Origin of the sequence: Ruminococcus sp. (assembly GCF_019417665.1) — a bacterium.
GTDB lineage: Bacteria > Bacillota > Clostridia > Oscillospirales > Ruminococcaceae > Ruminococcus_C.
The window spans coordinates 4,476-6,091 of the sequence record NZ_DXUU01000089.1 but is presented as its reverse complement, the minus strand read 5'-3'; the positions used below and the strand labels follow the sequence as shown (position 1 = coordinate 6,091).

2 protein-coding genes are annotated in these 1,616 nt (G+C 48.3%); both read left to right on the top strand.

Going from position 1 to position 1,616, the window contains the following annotated elements:
• Nucleotides 1-68 precede the first annotated feature (68 nt).
• On the top strand, nucleotides 69-977 hold the full coding sequence (locus tag QZ375_RS13395) for a ParM/StbA family protein (RefSeq protein WP_161208660.1): 909 nt from the start codon (nucleotides 69-71) through the stop codon (nucleotides 975-977).
• Nucleotides 965-1,258 (top strand): plasmid segregation centromere-binding protein ParR, encoded by a 294-nt coding sequence (locus tag QZ375_RS13390; protein WP_118036988.1) that lies wholly within the window; start codon nucleotides 965-967, stop codon nucleotides 1,256-1,258. Before QZ375_RS13395 ends, QZ375_RS13390 begins: the two co-directional genes overlap by 13 nt.
• Nucleotides 1,259-1,616 lie beyond the last annotated feature (358 nt).

Sequence of the window (1,616 nt, the reverse complement as noted above, 5' to 3'; positions counted from 1 at the left end):
TCTTTTTCCAGACCAAAAGACCACCTGCTGGAAAAGAACAAGAAAAACCAGAAAGGATGTGGTGACTTATCATTATAGGAATTGACCATGGATATTATGCCATAAAAACTCCCCATGTATGTTTTCCGACCGGACTGACCGGATACGATTACGAGCCGTATACCATGCAGAATGTCCTGCAGTACAATGGGAAATTTTATGTGTGTGGAACCGGGCGGCAGACGCTGGTGAGAAGTAAGACTTCCAATGACAATTATTATCTTTTGACAATGGCAGCCATTGCCCAGGAAATCCGCTATCGCCGGGGAGAGCGGAAAACAGATGTAGTTCTGGCAGCCGGCCTTCCACTGGCAAGTTTTGGCAGGGAGAAAAAAGGCTTCCGGGAATATCTGTTTCGGAAAGAGCAGCCTCTGCGTTTCCGGTACGAGGATGAGAGCTATGAGATCCGGATTCAGGATGTAAAACTGTTCCCACAGGGATACTCAGCCCTGGCTCTCCACCCGGAATGTGTTCGGGACGAGCCTTCTGTTCTTCTCGCAGATATCGGTGGCTGGACCGTAGACCTGATGCGGCTGGACAACAGTGTTCCAAATGCCGCTACCTGCCGCAGCCTGGAACTTGGTGTGATCCGGTGTGTGGATGAGATCACCGAGCAGGTTCGCAGAAATACCGGACTGTCTGTAACGGATATTCAGATCGAACGTGTTCTGAACGGCCAGAGCTGCAGCATGGACCCGGCCGCAAAAGAAATCATTGTCCGGCAGGGAAGGCTCTACACGGAGAAAATACTGTCTGCAATTATGGAAGCCGGGTTCGATCTGAAGGCAATTCCGTCCGTGATCATGGGCGGCGGAGCCAGCATTCTGAAACGGCACGTGACACCGCAGGACGGGCTGTGTCGGCAGATTTACCTGACAGACGTACACGCCAACGCTTCCGGCTATGAGCGGATTGTGGGGCAGATGTGCGCGAAGTAAAGAGACCCGTTTTCTCGTTCCGCCTGAACCTTGATAACCCAGATCACAAAAAGGCATGGGAGATCCTGCAAAGTGTTCCAGATGGACAGAAGAGCAGCTATCTGGTTCAGGTGATCTTAAAAGATCAGGAAAATAACCAGCTGGAGAAAAGCATCCGGCAGGCAATCCGGGAAGAACTGGCAGGTGTTTCCATTTCAGACTCCGGGAAGAGTGTTTCAAAGAAGGAAGAAATTCCGTCCCAGATGCTGGATTTTCTCTCCGGGCTTGAGGATGCATTCTGAAAAAGTCAAGTCTTTCCCGGTGATAAGATAGCCAAATTTCAGGCAGTCAAATTAGTATAAATCACGGATTTTTGAAAGGGGTGATGCCTATTGAATGTTATTGGATCTGCATCCTTTGGGAGCTTTTGAGAGCCTCATATTCGTTGGGTATTGTGAATAGCTTTCTGTCACGTTTTAGGGTATGTTGTGTGTAGAAAAAAGAAAGGAGAACGAACGCAATGGAGATGAAAAACATATGCGGAAAGATCCCGGTAGAGCTGCATGAAAAGCTAAAACTGGAAGTCGAAGAGTTAGGAATCAGCATACCAAAATACCTTGAAATGGTAATCGAAGAACACATGACAAGAAAAGGAGAAAA